The sequence below is a fragment of the Paenibacillus sp. FSL R5-0928 genome (genome assembly GCF_037970385.1).
Taxonomy (GTDB): domain Bacteria; phylum Bacillota; class Bacilli; order Paenibacillales; family Paenibacillaceae; genus Paenibacillus_AQ; species Paenibacillus_AQ odorifer.
In genome coordinates, this window is record NZ_CP150225.1 from 198,718 (window position 1) to 212,504 (window position 13,787).

A 13,787-nucleotide genomic window follows, 5' to 3' on the forward strand; every position below is an offset into this window, starting at 1 on the left:
TTTATCATGTCTACTATGTGGTCTCGGAATGTTTGGTATGCATATTTTTAAACTGCAAAAGATTTCTCTACCACCACGAATACCATCCGCATGAGGATGGTTCCCATACTATGGTTAACGGTACCCTTTTGCAAAGTTTCTTTGTTATAATTATTATAATAAATCTCTTCATTGGCTGGTGATTATGAATGAGTGAGAAATTTTGGTTAGTAGTACAGTATCCTCTAAAAAGTGAAAAAGGAAGCCAACGTGATAACTGGTTAAGAGATAAAGTCATGGAATACCTGGACATATCTCTAGTAGATACTAACTTAGGTTGTGTTGATGGCTTTGATATGGGTAAATGCATTTCCGACCCGAAAAAATATGCTCTTAATATATTTTGTATCATTACGGAAGAAGAACGAAGTATAGCCTTGATAAAGAGAGTGTTAAAAGATAGCAGGCTTGATTATACTCGTATTAAAATTGCTACAATGCCCTATGGAAAAGAAGAAACATATAGTCTTAAATTTTCCTATAAAAAGGGTGTTACCGATTTTTCGCTATAGCACAGTTTTGAGTTTAGAATTACAACTACACCGTAAACAATTTTCTGGCGGGAGTCATGAATTTTGTGACATCAAAACTGTAACTACATTCGTAGAAGCTTATGTGCTGTTATCTTCGGACAGGGGTTCGGCTTCCCTTGCTCCATAAACAAAAACCCGCTGAGATAGCGGTTTTTTGCTGTTTAGTGATTGAATTGTAGACCGAATGCAGACAATGAATTATGGGGAACTAATATATTCATTTTTGTAGACATGTTGTCTACATCTAAAATTAGATCATTCACTTTGAAGTTAATAATTAGTGGCACATTTTCCGAAACTACATCTATAAGAGCTCGAACTGATATAAGATTAGATTATGGCATTAAGCACTCAAAAGCAAAAATATTCGGAGGAATTACTATTATGAGTTTTACTATTGATTATGTTAAAAACAAAAACAGAATTATTGTAACATCGGACGGTATGGAAGTTGAGGATGCCTTTGCGTACGCAGAACAATTTCCGAAGGTACTAAAGAAAACTAAGCGAGGGTTTACAGGTATGACTGTAATCACTGGTGGCCTGGTATTTAAGCAAGAAGTGATGGCGATTCTTGCTCCAACTGGTGAAGATGCTGTGAAAGCTGGAATCTCTACAAAACACAAATGGGTGTATGTTGCGCCTACAGCTTTCTACAAAACGCAAATGAATCGTATGTTTAAAGATATTGCAAACTTGTACGAATCGATAGAAGAAGCTGAAGCGTATCTTGATTCTGCAGGGAATTAGCAACTATAAAAAAACTTTAGTAAACCTTCTGGTAGTATACATAAGGTTCATCGTTCTTCATTCAACGTCGTGGTTGGTGGTCATAATTGTTGCTTGGATCCAGCCATCATCTGTAGCGCCAAGGGTACTTTCTGAATATTGAAGAAACGCTGTTAAAAACCGATATATTCAGGATTAACTTATATAATTGCATCACTATACTAAGGAGTTATCTTTGATCAGTCTCCTTAATCAGAATGACTTATCAAATATTGGTTAGAATGCTTCTAGGGGAATTCAAAACTGTAACTACACTCGTAGAAGCTTATGTGCCGTTATCTTCGGAGAGGGGTTCGACTCTCCTAGGCTCTATTCGAAAGACCCGCTGACAAAGCGGTTTTTTTCTTGTTTATGGACTAAATTGCAGTCAAGGGATAAAAGGCTAACCTAAGATGTGACGAGTACATAAGGAGATAAATGAAAACCAGTACACTTATGCTATAATTTAATAAAGTGCTTCTGTGCTTTTAGAAAAATTGGAATAAAGGATGCATTGATCAACCATGTATGAGAATCAGACTTCTATGCACCACAAGCTGTTTATTATCGGCGCAGGTGCTGCTGGATTAATGGCCGCTGTTACTGCGCGGGATATGGGTATCGATACTGCCATTCTGGAGAGTAACGACCGGATTGGAAAGAAGATATTAATGACAGGTGATGGCCGCTGTAACATTACAAATGAATCCACTGCAACGGGTACAGATGAAGCAATCGCTTTATCGCGTAAGTATCACAGTAATCAGCCCGGATTTCCACTTGCGGTAGTACAGCAATTTGGCATCCGTCAGACCATTGATTTTTTCTCCTTTCTCGGGCTTCCGCTTACAAGATTGAAGGATGGCTTGATGTACCCGATGTCGCTGCAGGCAGCAGCGGTGCTGGATATTTTCCAGCTTGCGCTGGAGGATCGGAATGTTCCGGTGTACCTCAATAACAAAGTGTTGGATGTTACTGTTTCGAAGAATCATCCGCGCTTCAAGATAAAATGCCAAACGGAGACAGAGGAGGAGGTTGTTTATACTAGCGACTATCTACTTCTATCTGCGGGTGGCCTTGCCGGTCCAAATGCGGGAAAAGAACCTCCTGGGTATACACTTGCTGAACGTCTGGGACACACCCTGATTGAGCCTTTACCGGCCATTGTGCAACTGAAGCTGCAATATCCGAATATGAGAGCACTGTCCACTATCAAATCTCAGGGACAAGCTCATATTATTGTAAACAGTAAAGTCATCGGCAGTGAACAGGGCGAAATTGCCTTTACGGACTATGGTATTACTGGTCCGCCAATTCTCCAGCTAAGCAGGAAGGCTGCGTATCATCTTGCAAGAGGAGAACAGGTGAAATTATCGGTGGATCTGATGCCTGGCCGCACGGAGGAAGAGTTAGTTGAGTTTTTAGAAAGGCTCTGGGAGACTTTTGGACACCGGACGGTTGCAGATTCTCTCGTTGGCATCTTTAACAAGAAGCTTGTTACGGTCCTACTCAAGGAGACCGGCTTAGATCAGCAGCCACAGCTGCTTTGCCAGGCTCTGTCGTTGAAAACTAAGGAGAAATTTTATCGAATCTTGAAGCGCTGGGAATTTAAGGTGACGGATACTAATGGCTTTACGAATGCACAAGTGACAGCTGGCGGCATCGATACGTCGGAAATAATCGAAGGAACGCTGGAATCCAAGCTAGTACCTGGGCTTTATTTGGCTGGCGAAGTGATGGATGTGGACGGAGACTTCGGCGGCTATAACCTACAATGGGCTTGGAGTTCCGGATATGTGGCCGCCATGGCGCTAGCTAAGTCAATTCAATAAATTTATTAGGAAAAGGGATGCATCAATTAACATGTATAAGGATCAGACTTCTAAGCACCACGAGCTGTTCATTATCGGTGGGGGTGCTGCAGGTCTAATGGCTGCAGTTACAGCGAGGGATCAAGGTATTGATACAGCAATTATTGAAAGCAATGACCGGCTGGGGAAGAAAATAATAACGACGGGTAACGGGCGTTGCAACATTACGAACCAATCCACCGCCACCGGTACGGATGAAGCGGCCGCTTTATCACGCAAGTATCACAGTAATCAGGAAGGATTCCCAATACATGTATTGCGGCAATTCGGTGTCCGCCAAACGATCGAATTTTTCTCCTCGCTCGGGCTTCCTTTTGTAAGCTTGGAGAATGGCCGGATGTATCCGATGTCGCTGCAGGCGGCTTCGGTGCCGGGTGTATTTAAGCTGGCGCTGGAGGATCGGAATGTTCCCGTATATTATAAACATAAAGTGTTGGATGTTACCGTTTCGGCGGGACATCCGCGGTTCGCGATAACCTGCCAGACGGAGACAGAGGAACAGGTTGTGTATACCAGCGACTATCTTTTTCTATGTGCAGGCGGCCTTACCGCTCCCAAAACGGGAACGGACGGCTCCGGTTATACGCTTGTCCAACGTCTGGGGCACACCTTGATCAACCCGGTGCCAGGCATTGTACAATTGAAGCTGGATTATCCGTATTTGAAGGAACTATCGGGCATCAAATTTGAGGGAGAGGCCCATGTTATCGTAAACAATGAAGTCATCCGCACTGAGTCTGGTGAGATTCTTTTTACGGACTATGGTATCTCGGGCCCGCCCATACTTCAGCTCAGCAGAAAGGCTGCGTATAATCTCGGAATAGGAGAATCGGTGACATTGTCGGTTGATTTAATGCCGGAGCGCACGGAGGAAGAGTTAATTGATTTTCTGGAGATCCACTGGGGGATCTTCGGACACCGGACGGTTGCCGATTCCCTTATAGGTATCGTCAGCAAGAAACTGATTCCAGTTCTGCTGAAGGAGGCTGGAATTGATCAACAGTTGCACCTGCTTTGTCAGGATCTTTCGTGGAAAACAAAAAAAATATTTTATAAAATCTTGAAGCGTTGGGAATTTAAAGTGACCGATACCAATAGCTTTACTAATGCACAAACAACAGCTGGTGGCATCGATACGACGGAGCTAACCGAAGGAACGTTGGAATCTAAGTTAGTCCCTGGACTGTATTTGGCAGGTGAGGTGATGGATGTCGATGGAGATTGCGGCGGCTATAACCTGCAATGGGCCTGGAGCTCCGGCTATGCCGCCGCGATGGCGCTTGCTGATCGACGTGCTAGCACCACGTAAGGGGGCAGATGGTTGCTGACTCTTAAACGATCACCTATTACTAGGCAGAGGTTTGCTGTAACAAGTCTGGTTTTAGTAATGTGAAAGCGATGAGGGTTGTTTCTCATCGCTTTTTTGTGATTTTTTAAAGTTTGGTGCTCATTTAAAAATGATTGTTGGGGTTTAGCGAAATATCAATATTCGTTGCTTAACTCTGATGTCTTCATTTTACCTCAACTTTATTGTCGTCCCTTTATTAATCCTTAAGTTTATCAATTAGAGCTAGTATTCGTCTATTTTTTGTATCTTCCTTTTTAGCAAGCTCAATATAATTAATCTGCTCTCGTTTAATGTAATCAGGCTGGTTTAGAAATGTATTCAGCATGTGGTACTCTTCAAGGTTTGTAGTAATGTAATCTGGCACAATCAGTTTACGATTTTCCTCGCATTTCTTAAGTATTATATGTAATGTATCACCGAGCTCTTTTTGTAATGCTCTTCGAATAAATTCGTTATAAACAAAATAATGCCCATTCTTTGACGGCAATAAAGTATGGTCAAATTCGTACCCGTCAACAGAGATTTGAATAGGTACTTTACCATTAGTATTGAATATCTCCCTTACTGAATAGGGGAAATAGACTACTTTCCATTTCATTTTACCTTCCAGCAGCTTTATCTCACTATCAAATTCATAAACCATATTAAATAACACTCCTCGTGGTAAAGAAGCTGATTTCGGTCACTCATTTTATCATAGCCACTTTGCTGTTTCTAGGTGATTCGAATTCAATATGCTGTTGCAATAACCTATATGATGTTGAACATGCCTTATCTGCATGAGGATAACATCAGTTTTAGTTATTTCTTCGTATAGTACACATGGTTCCAATAATCTGCAGTCAGTAAGTTCATCAAAAAAATTACGAGCCACACTCAATATCTCCTCTAGGTACGTCGTCATTTCCTCCTTAGTAGGGTAGTCAGAGCATTCCTTATCTAAGTCTTCTGTTATATCTTTACCGAAGTCAGGTATTTTGAATTCTTCATCCTTCTGCTGCCTAAACCAAAATTTCATGCTGGTTGTAGCGTGGAATATATGCTTCCAGTATTTATGCTTGGCATTCTTCCAAAAATGATCAGGACATACTTCGATAAGATTCTTCAGCATTTCTACGGTTGGATCAAACTGTCTTCTTAAAACAGCCACCATCTTATCACTCATGTTCATCAACTCACTTCTTGAATTTTAGAATCTTAACTTTATTCTTGTTCTCAGCAACCAAAACCTTCCATTTTACGATGGTGCATTTGGAAAAATTGTGAAATATGCTCAATCATAAACCCATAAAATGTAAAAATGTCACATCATAATTTAATGACACAGAACAGCACGGAGTGCCCTCTGATGAAGGTGTTCTAATCGATTTGAAATTAACGCATCAACACCTGGCGGATATGACAGGAACGGCGCGTGAGACCGTGAAAAAATCATTGCTTGGATTACAGGATGAGCAGTTGATACGTATTGATTAAAGGAAATACATTATGATGCGGCTCCATAGGTAGTAAAAGAAAAGACACCTTGAAGGGTGTCTTTTTACGTTATTGCAGCTTAAAAAGAAGATTCCAACAGTATTCCCGACTTTAATGAAAGTTCCCGGTTTCATTTTCCGTGAATTTGCCGTCGCTGTCATGCTGAGATTGCTTGCGGCGATCATTACGGGCTTGTTGCTGCTGTTGGGCTTCCAGGCTGTTTACGGGCGTGGCTTCCAAATCTTTTACAGTGTTGATCAGATTCTTGTCTGGTTTATTTGCGCTCAATTGAAAATTCCTCCTTGTTTACCTAATGGTTGTGAATTTTATTATGTGCTGGCTACTGTGTGGCTATTCGTGTTGTATGATCACAATCCATTCGCTGTCCTATAATCATTAGCTCAGAACACGGTTAGATATGGGAGATATGAGTAAATGATTGTTTCGGAACCTTTTTTAGTTTTGATATGTTGAACGTGTTCTGGTTCCAGAATTTGTATTATTTTCGAAGGGATACAGGGGCTAGATGCAGGATCTCTTTCTAAATATTTAGGAGGTGAAAAGAGAAACTTCATTTTTTGCAAGCGGTTACAATAATATCTGCAACAAATTAAAATCGGGAGGAAATAAAATGAAAAAAAGAGTTGCAAAGGTAACCAGTATTGTTGTGTTGTTTTCTCTTGCTCTTTCTTTAATAGTAGGTGGATGGACAAATACGGTGGTGCATGCTGCTGGTCTTGCGGTAACAGGCAGTGGAGGCTGGAATGAAACGGCATATGCGGAATGGTCACCTGTAAGCAATGCGACAGGGTATAACGTTTATGTTAAATTGGCAAGTGCAGCGGATTCTGGGTATCAACAAATTAATAATGAGTTAATCCGCAAATATTCTTCCTACTGGAGAGCAGATGCTGTTGGGCTTGCAGCCGGTAATTATGTGATGAAAGTTGAAGCTACCTTGTCAGGGGGTGGGACGGTAAGTGCGGTTTCAAATCCACTATCCGTAACGTCATATGACCGCTCAGGATTTGCTTTTTCGACTAGTTCGCAATATGGTACAGGATCAGGGGCTTATAATGAGAATGGAACCCTCAAGAATGGTGCTCAAGTGCTGTATATAACCTCTCAGAATGCGCAAACCGTAACCCTTGGTGTGAAAATCAACAGCTCCGGCGCTGTACAAACAGGGGTTGGCCTGGGTGGTATTCTGACACTGAGACAAAAAGGTTATGATACAACTCCACTTGCGATCCGAATTATCGGAAAAGTTACAGCTGCTGATCTGAGTGGACAGCTTAACAGCAGTGGGTATCTTGAAGTCAAAGGTAAAAACAATTATTCGGAAATGAATATTACTATTGAAGGTATCGGGAATGATGCTTACGCGTACGGTTGGGGAATGCTTCTAAGATATGTAGGTAATGTGGAAGTAAGAAACCTGGGTGTAATGTTATTCCCTGACGATGGCATTTCAATGGATTCCGGCAATATGAATGTCTGGGTGCATAATAATGATATTTTTTATGGAGCTGCTGGAGGCGATGCAGACCAAGCCAAGGGCGACGGTTCCACAGACCTTAAAAATGGATCCAACTATATTACAATCTCTTACAACCATTACTGGGATTCCGGAAAATCCTCGCTAGTTGGTTTGAGTGAGCCGGCTGAATTTTTTGTTACCTTCCACCACAACTGGTTTGACCATTCGGACTCCCGTCATCCGCGGATTAGAGTGGCTTCCGTCCATATCTATAACAACTTTTTCGATGGTATCTCCAAATACGGTGTGGGTGTAACTACAGGTGCTTCAGCTTTTGTAGAATCTAATTATTTTAGACATGCTAAGTTTCCAATGATGATCTCCTTACAAGGTACAGATGCTTTAGGGGAGGGCACGTTCTCAGGCGAAAATGGAGGTGTGATTAAAGCCTATAACAATCTTATTGTTGAGGCTTCAAGTCTCATCTATGCGAATTCAAACACAGGGACAGCTCCTGCTAATGTTACCTCATTTGATGCTTACTTAGCTTCGTCCAGAAATGAAACCGTCCCAAGCTCATACAAAGCACTAAAAGGCGGAACAGCCTATAATAACTTCGACACGAGCGTAAATACAGGAGTGAACGTATCTAATATTGATAACGTAAGCAATGTTGAACAGATTGTTATGGCAAAAGCCGGACGTCTGAATGGCGGAGACTTCACATGGCAATTTAATGATTCAGTGGATGACGTTTCGTATGCGCTGAATACAGCGCTGATGTCTGCAATCAGAGGCTACACAACGGGACTTGTCTCTGTAGGGGGGAATTCAAACCCAACGAACCCGACTCCGACTCCCTCAGTAACACCTACGCCAACAGTAACTCCTGTGCCAACAGCGACCCCAGCTCCAACAGCAACTCCTGTACCAACGGCGACTCCAGCACCGACGACAACGCCAGTGCCGACAGCGGGAGCAACCGTTCACAACTTTACTACTGATGGAACAACAAGCAGCTTCTTCAATATCCAAGGCAATCTCTCAACAAGTAAGGGAACTGTGGCATATCAGGGTTTAACCCTATCCCAATGTCTAAAAATTGAGAGTGCAACCAGCATTCAATTCACTTCTGCTAAAGCTTCAACGCTAACCCTAGTGTTCAACACAGAGGGAACGAAAATCAAAGTGGATGGAACAAGTTACCCTATAACCAATGGCATTGCCACTGTCTCTCTGGCCGCAGGTGCGCATACCATTACAAAAGATAGTACGGCGAATCTGTATTATATGAAGCTGGAATAGGGAACTGACCGCCTCTACTTTAATATGGAGTATCAGAAAAGCGACCTGTAGGGGTCGCTTTTCTTTGCTTTTTCTTATGGTCTTATTACTTGAGTTATTGTCGATTGAAAAACTATCAATTTTGTGTTTATTTGATTAATCTTTATCATCAACCAAATCAATAATCTCACGAATATCCTCAATATTTAAAGCTTCTGCAATTTTGCTTATATGACTAAAGTTAATATTCTCCCTTTTTCCATTAGCTAACTCACTTAATGCAGCATGTCGGACATCGGATATTCTGGACAATTCTCGTAGGGAAATCTTATGTTTTTTAGTCAATTCTGATATTTTTACTATAACTCTCTTTCCCACTTCTAATCGCCTCACTAACTCTGAGTTTTCATCTTGACTATACGCATAAGACGGATTTTCTTTTCATGAGAATAAACCTCTCAGTTTTTAAGAAAGCTGCTGTAAGTAAAGTAAAAGACATCTTAACCGTGTCTTTTACTTTACTATATAAGCACGTTTCAGCGCTTCAGGATAGTTGACCAGCCTATACTAATTCTCGGTTATTCCCCATACCGGTCAATCGCCATAGCTGCGGATTTCAGCATGCGCCGCTTAAGATGCTCACCCTCGACGATTTTTACGCGCAGGCCAAGAAAACGGATTTTGGACAATAGGAATTCGCTGTCGTCTCTCATGTAGATGACTTTGATTCGATAGATGCCCGAATTTTCATCAAAGGACACGGATTTATCAAAACAGGAAAAGGCGTACAGAATTCGGGACAGCTCAGCATTAAAGGTGGGAATGACTTGAATACATGCACATTCTTTCTGATCCTCTAATAATCGCGTTATTCTTGCTTTTAAGTCATCAATCCGTTTGGCAGGGAAGGGAGCTACTTCAACAGAAACAATGTTTTTTAGTTTAGTGGACATAAGAGAACGTTGCCGGGTGCTGTACCATTGCAAATACCACTCCCGCTTATACATGTTGTATTCCAGCTTATGAGGGAACCCGGTTTGGTCAGTTCGTTGGCCTCCATGCTTAATATGGAAAGTAATAAGGATCGCTTGATTCTGCATGATTATACGGCGGAGTGTACGAAGCATTGGGTGATAGACCTGCCGCTCTTTGCTTTTAGCTTTCTCCATAATAATTCCCTGCACTTCTGTGGACGCTTCTGCCTCCAATATGGAGTTCAATTCACTTAAGGTATCCAGTGTAAAAGCTGCTTCTGAGGCCGGGTGCATTAACATGGTTTTCAGCCAGGAACGTTCCTGGGAGGTCAGCGCTAATGAACCCACTTCGTCGAGGCGTGAAATGATTTGGAAGTTAAATATTTTCTCAAATGGATTCATAATAGCTGTGAATCTCCTTCCACTCCGCGATAAATTGCTTACGCAGCCAAGGGGGTTCTAATACCTCGCAGCTCGAACCAAAGCTTCGTAACCACGGCTTAATTTCATAAATACCATTCACTGTGATCTCATAAAGGAATGTAGAATCGGACTCTTCCGTAATTACTCCCCACTGTCCCTGCGCTTCAACCCGCTCCCGAATAAAATTAACACCAGAGCGATTGGGGTTATAAAATCTCGCAGCCACTTTAATTGCACTGGTGGTATCTATAACCCAGCTGTTTGTCATCTGCTCTTCCAGATTGCTGAGTTTCTGAGCAAACTCTGATTCTTCCACAGTGTCGCCCTCCTCAATTTGAGTAAGGCCCTCCATTCGGAATTTCATGATGCCCATACGTGAATTATGTCCGATTAAATACCAGCGCCCATATTGATGGTCATAGATGACGCGGAGGGGAAGAACGGTTTCTGTGACGCCCCTTGTTTCCCGCTCAAAGAGAGGATTGGTATTCTGAGAGGCGTAGTTTTTGCCCTTTTTAGGGGATAGATATAGAAACTTAATTTTTTTTCGCTGCTGAATCGCTGCAAAAATTGTGTATAGGTGTGCCTCGTCAAGAATACGTGAATGATAATTATACTTGTATCTATGGGTTTCCGTAGCTTCGGGGTTATAACCCCGCTTCCGCAGGACCTTTTTTAAGGTGTCGCGCAGCAGGTAACCTTGCACCGACGGAGTCTGCGTGTTGGCGATGACATCAACATAGTCGTAAAGATCCAAGAGCTGATCGCCCGATAATTGATCAATCAGATCGTTAGCAGCCTTGTATCGATAAGGACGGCCCTCATTTACACGAAGAATAACGCCAACTTCCTCAAGATATTTCAGATCTCCACGGATGGTCTTCTCATCGGGCATTGGACAATCGGTTGGCATTTGCTCACTGCAGACATCCTGTAGATCTTTAGCCGTTAGCTCCTGAGTCTGAAGCGCAGTTAATAGTAGAGTAAGCCGGATGCTCTCCGTTTCCTTAAGCGACTTCGCCCGGAACAAGAACAGGAGCAGCGGGTCGGCAGATTCATAATAGTTATAGCGGAGCCACTCAGAGAGTTCCGTTCCTTGTTCTGTAGGCAGGTCTTGTTGTAAGACGGTTACCATGCCCTTCAGGTTGCGCAGCGTTTTGTCATAGGTATGTACAGAAATGCCGAGACGATCGGCGAATTGTTGTCTGCTGTAAGCTCCCCCCGCTAAAGAGAGCATGCGAAGAAATTGAATCTCCTTGTCAAAACTTTCCCGGGCCATTTGTATCCCTCCAGCCTGTAGCGAATCCATTAGAAATAGTAGTACTTATTATATTAAGCACCAGAGTTGAATAAAATGGAAGTATTTTTGGCCGCCGCCATACTTCCGCCCTGTTCGTTACAGGGAAGATGAGCGAAGATAGATCCATGAAGCCGAAGCAATTCTGAAGAGGCGTTCGAATAGTATCAATGGTAGAGAATAGGGAAGTAACCGATCTGGAGGGATGAAGATGGATCCTATAAACAAGCTTATCTGTGAGCAGCTGGAACAGATTGAATATGAGGAGCAAGTTACAATATTGTATGCCTGCGAATCAGGCAGCCGGGCCTGGGGATTCCCATCGCAGGACAGTGATTATGATGTGAGATTTATTTATCTGCATAAACCGGAATGGTATCTATCTATTTTTGATAAGCGGGATGTGATCGAGCGTCCTATTAACAATATGCTTGATATCAATGGCTGGGATTTGCGTAAAGCACTGAATTTATTCCGGAAGTCAAATCCACCGCTGCTGGAGTGGCTGCAATCACCCATTCAATATGCAGAAAAGTACAGTATAGCAGAGAAGCTTAGAAGCATCTCCCCGTACACATTTTCGCGGAAGTCTTGTATGTACCATTATTTAAACATGGCAAGAGGGAACTACCGTGATTATCTGCAAGGCGAACAGGTCAAGATCAAAAAGTACTTTTATGTGCTTCGTCCCGTTCTAGCTTGTGAGTGGACTCACCGATATGGAGAGATGCCGCCGATGGAGTTCGATGTACTGGTAGAGCGGCTTATTCCGAAGGATGAAGAGCTGTGGCAGGTGATTCAGCAATTGCTGGCACGAAAAAAATCCGGTGAAGAACTAGACTACGGACCGCAGCTAACCGTGATTAACGATTATTTAGAAGAACAGTTCCAAGTGTTGGATAAGGTGGCGGCGTCCTTGAATGCTAAGGAGAACAACAGAGATCATCAGCTGGATGCTCTATTTCGAGAAGCTTTACAGGAAGTATGGGGACGGGCTCTATAGAAAGATTGATAGGAGGAAGATGGTAGTGGCTATTGTACAACTGAAATCTACGAATCCAAAATTCACTTTTTTAATTAAAAAAAATCCAGTGACAGGTATGCAGCTTCGTCCGGTTCGTCAGGGAGTGGCTTATGGATGGTATTCTGATGAGGCAACTTATAACGTTTATTTTAAGGATGCAGATAACGATATATCCTACAAGCAGAACGGAAGCGAGAGCTTTGAGTATTTAAATGTCTCCCGGTTTAATACACCTCTATTTCCGCTTAATGCGGTCAATGAGTTTTTCGCTACACCCTTCAAAGCCCAGGATGAACGGGATGCGGAAGGATATGAGCATTCTTTTTTCATTAATATGGTTCAGGTTGAGCGGATACACTATATTGTATTTTTCCAAAAGCATTTAAAGGGATATACCTTCTCCTTGCAGCATCAGGCACATAAGAGCTATTCGCTGACGATTACCACACATAAAAGCTTGTATCACCTCTTGCATGTTGTTGGTGTGCTGTCCTTGTTCTTATCCATATTTGGGGATGAGTACATAGATATTTCGGATGCTATTTTGGATAAATATATCCGCAGCCTTAACGTCATTGATGCACCCTTTTATATAAGAAGTCTATTTGCAAGGAATTTCCTTACCTCAAAGGAACGGTTCAAGCGATATAAAGCCTCCATCGAACAAACGGATCAGTATTCTATTGGGCTGGAGTATGGCGGTACTGCGATGCAGCGGCGTACTTTTATTTCGAGTGTGCTTCCATTCAATAAGCCGATTCTGGACATCGGTTGCGGAGAAGGTTTCTATGCAATTCCGTTTGCCGGGAAAATAGAGAGTACCTATTATGCGGTAGATATAGCTGAGGAGCTGCTGGAGGTTGTGAATCGGAAAGCGAAAGCTAAGGACATTGATAACATTGCAACCTTTGGCTCACTGGACCATTTTCTGGAGTCGTACAACGGGGAGCAGGTTGATGTGATTCTAACAGAAGTTGTAGAGCACATGAGCGAAGGTGAGGCAGCAGAGCTTATTCAGCAAATAATCGGTAATGTGAATTTTCAACAGCTTATTGTGACCACACCGAATGCTGATTTCAATCGTTATTATGAGCTGGAAGGATTCCGGCATGAGGATCACAAGTGGGAAATGGGACAGCAAGCGTTCGGGCAATGGGTTTTGGATACGATTCAAGGTTTAGCAGTCGAGGTCGAATATTTGATGGTTGGTGACCGGGTTGGCGAGATCCGTACGACGCAATGCGCTATTGTGCGAAGAAAGGAGGAATAG

At 42.6% G+C, this 13,787-nt stretch carries 14 protein-coding genes; 8 read left to right on the forward strand and 6 right to left on the reverse strand.

Translation table 11 applies throughout. The features are described 5' to 3' along the window. Window positions 1–188: 188 nt before the first annotated feature. From MKZ16_RS00965 to MKZ16_RS00980, 4 genes are all read left to right on the forward strand, one after another. Window positions 189–551, forward strand: a complete 363-nt coding sequence (locus MKZ16_RS00965; protein WP_076105206.1) for a hypothetical protein — start codon at window positions 189–191, stop codon at window positions 549–551. A gap of 405 nt (window positions 552–956) precedes the next feature. After that, on the forward strand, window positions 957–1,322 hold the full coding sequence (locus tag MKZ16_RS00970; protein ID WP_036687158.1) for a hypothetical protein: 366 nt from the start codon (window positions 957–959) through the stop codon (window positions 1,320–1,322). Between the two features lie 542 nt (window positions 1,323–1,864). Further along, the gene (locus MKZ16_RS00975) at window positions 1,865–3,172 is read left to right on the forward strand and encodes an aminoacetone oxidase family FAD-binding enzyme (RefSeq protein WP_178944225.1); all 1,308 of its coding nucleotides are present in this window, start codon (window positions 1,865–1,867) and stop codon (window positions 3,170–3,172) included. Window positions 3,173–3,203: 31 nt separating this feature from the next. Then, window positions 3,204–4,520, forward strand: a complete 1,317-nt coding sequence (locus MKZ16_RS00980; RefSeq protein ID WP_036687159.1) for an NAD(P)/FAD-dependent oxidoreductase — start codon at window positions 3,204–3,206, stop codon at window positions 4,518–4,520. A gap of 235 nt (window positions 4,521–4,755) precedes the next feature. Here the strand turns inward: MKZ16_RS00980 and MKZ16_RS00985 are convergent, their stop codons facing one another. Continuing rightward, entirely contained in the window at window positions 4,756–5,202 is a 447-nt protein-coding gene (locus MKZ16_RS00985; RefSeq protein WP_036687161.1) for a YdeI/OmpD-associated family protein, read from the reverse strand. A gap of 51 nt (window positions 5,203–5,253) precedes the next feature. Continuing rightward, window positions 5,254–5,724, reverse strand: a complete 471-nt coding sequence (locus MKZ16_RS00990) for a DinB family protein (protein ID WP_162164288.1) — start codon at window positions 5,722–5,724, stop codon at window positions 5,254–5,256. 173 nt (window positions 5,725–5,897) lie between these two features. Between MKZ16_RS00990 and MKZ16_RS00995 the strand changes: the two genes are divergently transcribed. Beyond that, complete coding sequence (locus MKZ16_RS00995) at window positions 5,898–6,035, forward strand: helix-turn-helix domain-containing protein (RefSeq protein ID WP_081386638.1); 138 nt, start codon at window positions 5,898–5,900, stop codon at window positions 6,033–6,035. Between the two features lie 111 nt (window positions 6,036–6,146). On the opposite strand, the gene MKZ16_RS01000 is transcribed toward MKZ16_RS00995, so the two are convergent. After that, window positions 6,147–6,323: a hypothetical protein gene (locus MKZ16_RS01000; RefSeq protein ID WP_169744731.1), complete on the reverse strand. Its 177-nt coding sequence runs from the start codon at window positions 6,321–6,323 to the stop codon at window positions 6,147–6,149. A 343-nt stretch (window positions 6,324–6,666) separates the two neighbouring features. Between MKZ16_RS01000 and MKZ16_RS01005 the strand changes: the two genes are divergently transcribed. Next, window positions 6,667–8,820: a pectate lyase gene (locus MKZ16_RS01005; RefSeq protein ID WP_076272819.1), complete on the forward strand. Its 2,154-nt coding sequence runs from the start codon at window positions 6,667–6,669 to the stop codon at window positions 8,818–8,820. A 135-nt stretch (window positions 8,821–8,955) separates the two neighbouring features. Here MKZ16_RS01005 and MKZ16_RS01010 read toward each other — a convergent pair whose 3' ends face one another. The 3 genes from MKZ16_RS01010 to MKZ16_RS01020 all read right to left on the reverse strand — a co-directional run bounded on the left by MKZ16_RS01010 (window position 8,956) and on the right by MKZ16_RS01020 (window position 11,475). Next, entirely contained in the window at window positions 8,956–9,177 is a 222-nt protein-coding gene (locus MKZ16_RS01010; protein WP_036687168.1) for a helix-turn-helix transcriptional regulator, read from the reverse strand. A 200-nt stretch (window positions 9,178–9,377) separates the two neighbouring features. Further along, a complete protein-coding gene (locus MKZ16_RS01015) occupies window positions 9,378–10,175 on the reverse strand; it encodes a WYL domain-containing protein (RefSeq protein WP_076105208.1) in 798 nt (265 codons plus the stop codon). Further along, window positions 10,162–11,475: a WYL domain-containing protein gene (locus tag MKZ16_RS01020; protein WP_038568144.1), complete on the reverse strand. Its 1,314-nt coding sequence runs from the start codon at window positions 11,473–11,475 to the stop codon at window positions 10,162–10,164. The genes MKZ16_RS01015 and MKZ16_RS01020 overlap by 14 nt, the downstream gene beginning before the upstream one ends. Window positions 11,476–11,704: 229 nt before the next feature. Here MKZ16_RS01020 and MKZ16_RS01025 point away from each other — a divergent pair, with 229 nt between their 5' ends. Both MKZ16_RS01025 and MKZ16_RS01030 read left to right on the forward strand, forming a co-directional pair. After that, window positions 11,705–12,496, forward strand: coding sequence for a nucleotidyltransferase domain-containing protein (locus tag MKZ16_RS01025; protein WP_076105209.1), 792 nt, complete (start codon window positions 11,705–11,707; stop codon window positions 12,494–12,496). Window positions 12,497–12,521: 25 nt separating this feature from the next. Further along, window positions 12,522–13,787 carry a class I SAM-dependent methyltransferase gene (locus tag MKZ16_RS01030; protein WP_076105210.1) on the forward strand — a complete coding sequence of 422 codons (1,266 nt, stop codon included), beginning with the start codon at window positions 12,522–12,524 and terminating at the stop codon, window positions 13,785–13,787.